Source organism: Streptomyces sp. NPDC047706, assembly GCF_043204795.1.
Taxonomy (GTDB): domain Bacteria; phylum Actinomycetota; class Actinomycetes; order Streptomycetales; family Streptomycetaceae; genus Streptomyces.
Genome location: NZ_JBIDCW010000030.1, coordinates 90,942 through 97,108, shown reverse-complemented (window position 1 = coordinate 97,108; position 6,167 = coordinate 90,942). Strand labels below are relative to the sequence as shown.

6 protein-coding genes and 1 riboswitch are annotated in these 6,167 nt (G+C 70.1%); of the genes, 5 read left to right on the top strand and 1 reads right to left on the bottom strand.

Annotated features, from left to right (window positions below; all coding sequences use genetic code 11):
• Positions 1-304: 304 nt before the first annotated feature.
• The 3 genes from ACGF8A_RS29475 to ACGF8A_RS29465 all read left to right on the top strand — a co-directional run bounded on the left by ACGF8A_RS29475 (position 305) and on the right by ACGF8A_RS29465 (position 2,607).
• Positions 305-1,732, top strand: coding sequence for an aspartate aminotransferase family protein (locus ACGF8A_RS29475; protein WP_393113250.1), 1,428 nt, complete (start codon positions 305-307; stop codon positions 1,730-1,732).
• 138 nt (positions 1,733-1,870) lie between these two features.
• Positions 1,871-2,491, top strand: coding sequence for a helix-turn-helix domain-containing protein (locus tag ACGF8A_RS29470; protein WP_393113249.1), 621 nt, complete (start codon positions 1,871-1,873; stop codon positions 2,489-2,491).
• Complete coding sequence (locus tag ACGF8A_RS29465; protein WP_393113247.1) at positions 2,488-2,607, top strand: DUF6126 family protein; 120 nt, start codon at positions 2,488-2,490, stop codon at positions 2,605-2,607. Before ACGF8A_RS29470 ends, ACGF8A_RS29465 begins: the two co-directional genes overlap by 4 nt.
• Positions 2,608-2,609: 2 nt before the next feature.
• On the opposite strand, the gene ACGF8A_RS29460 is transcribed toward ACGF8A_RS29465, so the two are convergent.
• Entirely contained in the window at positions 2,610-3,407 is a 798-nt protein-coding gene (locus tag ACGF8A_RS29460; protein ID WP_393113245.1) for a tyrosine-protein phosphatase, read from the bottom strand.
• Between the two features lie 572 nt (positions 3,408-3,979).
• Positions 3,980-4,135, top strand: a riboswitch (cyclic di-AMP (ydaO/yuaA leader).
• Between the two features lie 4 nt (positions 4,136-4,139).
• Here ACGF8A_RS29460 and ACGF8A_RS29455 point away from each other — a divergent pair.
• The gene (locus ACGF8A_RS29455; RefSeq protein ID WP_393113243.1) at positions 4,140-5,117 is read left to right on the top strand and encodes a peptidoglycan DD-metalloendopeptidase family protein; all 978 of its coding nucleotides are present in this window, start codon (positions 4,140-4,142) and stop codon (positions 5,115-5,117) included.
• A gap of 232 nt (positions 5,118-5,349) precedes the next feature.
• On the top strand, positions 5,350-6,135 hold the full coding sequence (locus ACGF8A_RS29450) for an SGNH/GDSL hydrolase family protein (protein ID WP_393113254.1): 786 nt from the start codon (positions 5,350-5,352) through the stop codon (positions 6,133-6,135).
• Positions 6,136-6,167: the final 32 nt, after the last annotated feature.

Below are 6,167 nucleotides of genomic sequence, written 5' to 3'. Positions count from 1 at the left end.
ACCGTTTCGCCGTCGGTATCGACGGCCACCGCCCAGTGGTGCCCCTTGCCGGCGTCGATGCCGACCCATATGCGTGCATGCCGCGTGGTCAACCGTGTCGCTCCTGTTCCTCCGTGCCCAGCACTTTCGTGGTCCGAGGAGCACTCCGCCAACAGGTCCTCAACCAGCGATACCCGCAGTTCTCAATCAGCAGTCGGAGCGTCCCGAAGGACCGGGCGGCCATTCTCCTAGAGCCATTTCAGGCAACCACCGCATCAGCCACACCCGGTCCTCCCGGACCGCCTCACATTCTTAAGGACCCCGCATGACCACCGCGGAATCCGCCACCCCAGCGCCGGAGCCGGTGCCCGGCGGCGCATTCGACCTCGGTGCGCTGCTCGCCGGGCGTGGGGCCGAGCGCTACGAGCTGCACGCCCGGCACCTCAACCACCAGCTGCCGCGCATGCTGCGCACCATCGGCTTCGACAAGGTCTACGTGCGGGCCGAGGGCGCCTACTTCTGGGACGCGGACGGCGGCGACTACCTGGACATGCTGGCCGGCTTCGGGGTGATGGGCCTGGGGCGCCATCACCCCGTCGTCCGCAAGGCCCTGCACGACGTGCTGGACGCGCAGCTCGCCGACCTCACCCGGTTCGACTGCCAGCCGCTGCCCGGACTGCTCGCCGAGCGGCTGCTCGCCCACAGCCCGCACCTGGACCGGGTGTTCTTCGGCAACAGCGGCACGGAGGCGGTGGAGACCGCGCTGAAGTTCGCCCGGTTCGTCACCGGCAGGCCCAGGGTCCTGTACTGCGCGCACGCCTTCCACGGCCTGACCACCGGCTCGCTCTCCGTGAACGGCGAGTCGGGCTTCCGGGACGGCTTCGCCCCTCTGCTGCCGGACACCGCGGTGGCGCTCGGCGACCTCGACGCGCTGGCCCGGGAGCTGAAGAAGGGCGACGTCGCCGCGCTGATCGTGGAGCCGATCCAGGGCAAGGGTGTGCACGAGGCCCCGCCCGGCTACCTGCGGGCCGCGCAGGAGCTGCTGCACCGGCACAAGGCGCTGCTCATCGCGGACGAGGTGCAGACGGGCCTGGGCCGCACCGGCGACTTCTACGCCTACCAGCACGAGGAGGGCGTCGAGCCCGACCTGGTCTGCGTCGCGAAGGCACTCTCCGGCGGATATGTGCCGGTGGGTGCCACGCTCGGCAAGGACTGGATCTTCAAGAAGGTCTACTCGTCGATGGACCGGGTGCTGGTCCACTCGGCCAGCTTCGGCTCCAACGCCCAGGCCATGGCGGCCGGTCTGGCGGTGCTGTCCGTCATGGAGAGCGAACAGGTCGTCGCGGGCGTCCGGGCCACGGGCGAGCTGCTCAGGTCCCGGCTGGCCGCGCTGGTCGACACGTACGAACTGCTCGCGGACGTGCGTGGCCGTGGACTGATGATCGGCATCGAGTTCGGCCGGCCCCGGTCGCTGAAGCTGCGCAGTCGCTGGGCCATGCTCCAGGCCGCACGCAAGGGGCTCTTCGCGCAGATGGTCGTCGTCCCGCTGCTCCAGCGGCACCGGATCCTCACCCAGGTCTCCGGCGACCACCTGGAGGTGATCAAGCTGATCCCCCCGCTGATCATCGGGGAGCGGGAGGTGGACCGGTTCGTGGAGGCCTTCACGGCCGTGATGGACGACGCGCACAGCGGCGGCGGGCTGTTGTGGGACTTCGGCAGGACGCTCGTGAAGCAGGCGGTGGCCAACCGCTGACGCCGGGGTCCGGCTCCGGGCTCTGCCTCTGACGCCGGGGTCCGGCTCCGGGCCCCGGCGTCAGCGTGGCCCGGCACCGGGTTTTGCCCTAGAGGCAAACGATTTGCCCATGAGGCAACGATCCGGCTGAATGGAGCCATGAGCTCCTCCTCCGAGCCCGGGGCCGAGCCGGCCGTATCACTGCCGGCCGTCGCCCCGCAACTCCGTGAACTGCGTCGGCGCGCCTCCCTCACCCTGGAGGCCGCCGCTCGCTCGGCCGGGCTCTCGCCCGCCCACCTGTCCCGGCTGGAGACGGGGCAGCGCCAGCCCTCGCTGCCGATGCTGCTGTCCCTCGCGCGTATCTACGGTACGACCGTTTCGGACCTGCTCGGCGAGATGGTCGCCGACCGGGACGCCGTCGTGCGGGCCGCCGACATGGAGCCGAGCGGCGCCGGCGGCTGGACGTACTGGCAGGCCGGCGCGTCCGGGCGGGGCATGCAGGCCCTGCGGGTGCATGTGCCCCACGGCTCGCAGGGCGACATCGTGCGGGTGCACGCCGGTGAGGAGTGGCTGTACGTCCTCGAGGGACGGCTGCGACTGCGCCTCGGGGACGCCGCGCAGCGGCTCGGACCGGGTGACAGCGCCCACTTCGACTCCCTGACCCCGCACCGCATCGCCGCCGAGGACCCGGGCGGGGTCGACCTCCTCTTCGTCCACACTCTGCTGCAGAGCCCCACGGCCGCGCTGTGCCTCGGCCCTACCACGGGAGACATGCCATGACAGACATCGAGCAGAAGATTCCCCGGGGCATCTGGGTCCGGTTCGTCATCTACATCGTGGCGGGACACCTCTTCGCCGGCTTCCTCTATCTGCTGTTCGAGGTCGGGGCCAAATAGGGTCAGTCGAGCAGGCGCTCCCGCAGCCGTTCCCGGGTCCCGGCGGTTACGCCGAGCCCCTGCGCCAGGTAGGTGTCGACGTCTCCCCAGGTCCCCTCGATGGTCTCGAACGCAGCCGTCAGATACTCGGCACGCGCGTCGAAGAGCGGGCTGAGCAGCTCCATGATCTCCGCGGAGTAGGCCGAGTCGGAGCTGCCGCCCCGGTGCACCTTGTAGCGGCGGTGCTTGGCATTGGACTCCAGGTAGTCGGCGAGGATCGCCTCGCGCTCCACGCCCAGCGCGAGCAGCGTGACGGCGATCGACAGCCCGGCGCGGTCCTTGCCCGCCGCGCAGTGCATCAGCGCGGGGACGCTGTCCTCGGCGATCGCGTGCAGAACCTGGGAGTGCTCGCCGGTGCGCTCCTTGACGATCATGCGGTACGAGGTGACCATCCGGTCCGCGGCCCTGCCGTCGGCCAGGACCTCCCGCAGCTGCTCCACGTCGCCGTCCCGGACCATCTTCCAGAACTCCGCGCCGTCCGCCGGGTCGGTCAGCGGCAGGTTGACGTTGCGCACGCCCGGCAGCTCGATGTCCGGGCCTTCCAGCTTCTGGTCCGCGGCGTTGCGGAAGTCGAAGATCGTGTGCAGTCCCAGCGAGGCGAGGAACGTGGCGTCCTGCGCGGTCGCGTGGGCGAGGTGGCCGCTGCGGAACAGCACTCCCTGCCGCACCCGGCGCCCGTCCACCGTCGGCAGTCCGCCCACGTCACGGAAGTTGCGCACTCCGGCCAGTTCGGGCTCGGTCGACGGCACGTGCTGCGTCACGGGGGCTCCCTCCCATCGGCCCCGCCGGCGCGGCTCGTCGACGGGCACGTCTTGACGATACGACACGGATTCCCGCGGCCATGAGTTGTTCTGAGGCGGTCAGGGGAGCACGATCTGCCCCCGCGAGCCGTACACGCGACAGAGCGGTACGAATGCGGAGAATCGGGCGAAATGTGCGGGATGCTTTCATGCCGCGATGCGGGTCGCATCCCGAAGAGCCCCTCGGCCCCTGAATGCGACTGCTTTCCCGCCGCGTCACGTATGGGTGATCTGCCCGAATTGAGCTCTTCATTCCAACTCTGTCTGAAATAAGGAAACCTGGAGCAGGGTCACGTGAGCAGCGTCATATCCGTGACCGAGAGTCGTCTGTCACGCATGTGTAATTCACATGCCTTTCAAGGGCGTTTACGGAAATCACACGCCCTCCGATGCACGGAGTGTGACCGGAATTCGGGTGAACGGATCACGAAAACGGCGTTCCGGCGGAACCTCTTGCTTGTCCCGTTGCGTCGTGGTCGCTTACGTTCCACACCGATCCGGGCGGACGCCTAATCCTGCCGCCGCCCGGTGCCCGCGCAAACCCACCCGTGTTCGGCAGGAGCGGGGGACCCACAGGTAGTTGCCTGTTCCGGTTCCCGGAACGGCTCGGGGTAAAGCCTCGTCCCGACGCGGCCGGACATCTCCAGTCCGCACCCGACAGCTCACCTCGCAGGCGCCGGAGAGGAATTCGCCATGCCCGCGAAGGGTAAGCACCGCCGTCCGAAGACCCAGCGCTTCGCCCGTTCCATCGCCGTCGCCGGAACCGGTGGCGCCGCACTCGCCCTCCCGCTGATGGGGGCCGCCGTCGCCCACGCCGCCACTCCCCAGTCCGCCGCGGAGAAGGCCGTCCAGTCTGTCCCGGTCCAGAAGACGGCAGTGCAGCAGCAGTCCGCCGCAAAGCAGTCCACCGCCAAGAAGGCCGGTGCGCGGACGTATTCGGTGAAGGCCGGCGACTACCTCTCGAAGATCGCTGACGAGCAGAACGTCAGCGGTGGCTGGCAGCGGCTCTACGAGGACAACCGTGAGGCGGTGGGCCAGGACCCGTCGCTCATCCACCCCGGTCTGAAGCTCACGATCGGCGCGAAGGCCGCGGCGAGCGGCGGCAAGCAGTCGACCGCGCCGTCCTCCGCCGCCGCTCCCTCCGCCCCGGTCGAATCGCCGGCCACGACCGAGGCGTCGCAGTCCTCGAACGCGTCCGAAGCCGCGGCGAACACGTCCGAGGCCCCGGCCTCCACCCAGGCCGCGGACACCGCCACCTCCACCGGCTTCTCCGCCCCCGTGGACGGCGCCGGCGTCGGTACCGCCTACCGTGTGGCGGGCAGCATGTGGTCCAGCGGCTACCACACGGGCGTCGACTTCGCCGCGCCGACCGGCACCCCGCTGAAGGCTGTCGGCGCGGGCACGGTCGTCTCCGCGGGCTGGGCCGGCGCGTACGGCAACCAGGTCGTCATCAAGCTCGCCGACGGCTACTACGCCCAGTACGCCCACCTGTCCTCGCTCTCCGTCTCCAGCGGCCAGAGCGTGACCGCCGGCCAGCAGATCGGCCTCTCCGGTTCGACCGGCAACTCCACCGGCCCGCACCTGCACTTCGAGATCCGCACCACGCCGGACTACGGCTCGGACGTCGACCCGGTCGCCTACCTCGCCTCCAAGGGCGTCGCGATCGGCTGACACACGCGCCGCTCACGCCACCGAGGGCCGGACCCCGAACCCCGGGGTCCGGCCCTCGGTGCGTCCGGAGTCCGCGGCCGTTCCGGCCTGCGGCTCTATTCCGCAATTGACCAATCCTTTGACCGTGGCCCTTCTCACCGTCCGTCAACCCCTTCCTACGGTCGCGTAGGTCACATTCGAAGGGGAATCATGTCCCGACGTGGCAGACGATTCGAAGAGTGACAGCAGATCAGTGATCGGGTCGTACGTGGCGGTGGGGGACAGCTTCACCGAGGGCGTCGGCGACCCCGGCCCCGACGGGGCGTTCGTCGGCTGGGCCGACCGGTTCGCCGTACTGCTCGCGGACCGCCGCCCCGAGGGCGACTTCCAGTACACCAATCTCGCCGTGCGCGGCAGGCTGCTCGACCAGATCGTGGCCGAACAGGTTCCGAGGGCCGTCGAACTCGCGCCGGACCTGGTGTCGTTCTGCGCCGGCGGCAACGACATCATCCGCCCGGGCACCGACCCGGACGACGTGGCCGAGCGCTTCGAGAGGGCGGTCGCCGCGCTGACCGCCGCCGTCGGCACCGTCCTGGTGACGACCGGCTTCGACACCCGGGGCGTCCCCGTGCTCAGGCATCTGCGCGGCAAGATCGCCACCTACAACGGCCATGTGCGGGCCATCGCCGACCGGTACGGCTGCCCGGTGCTCGACCTGTGGTCGCTCAAGTCCGTCCAGGACCGCCGAGCCTGGGACCACGACCGGCTGCACCTGTCTCCCGAGGGGCACACGCGCGTGGCGCTGCGTGCCGGTCAGGCCCTCCGCCTCGCCGTCCCCGCCGACCCGGAGCAGCCCTGGCCGCCGCTTCCGCCGCGGGGCACCCTCGACGTGCGCCGGGACGACGTGTACTGGGCGCGTGAGTACCTGGTGCCGTGGATCGGCCGGCGGCTGCGCGGTCAGTCCTCGGGTGACCACGTCACAGCAAAGGGGATGCTGTCGCCGGACGACATCAAGACGCGGATCGCGTCCGTGGCTTGAGGCGTCCACCGGACAAGCGCGACGGAAGTGCC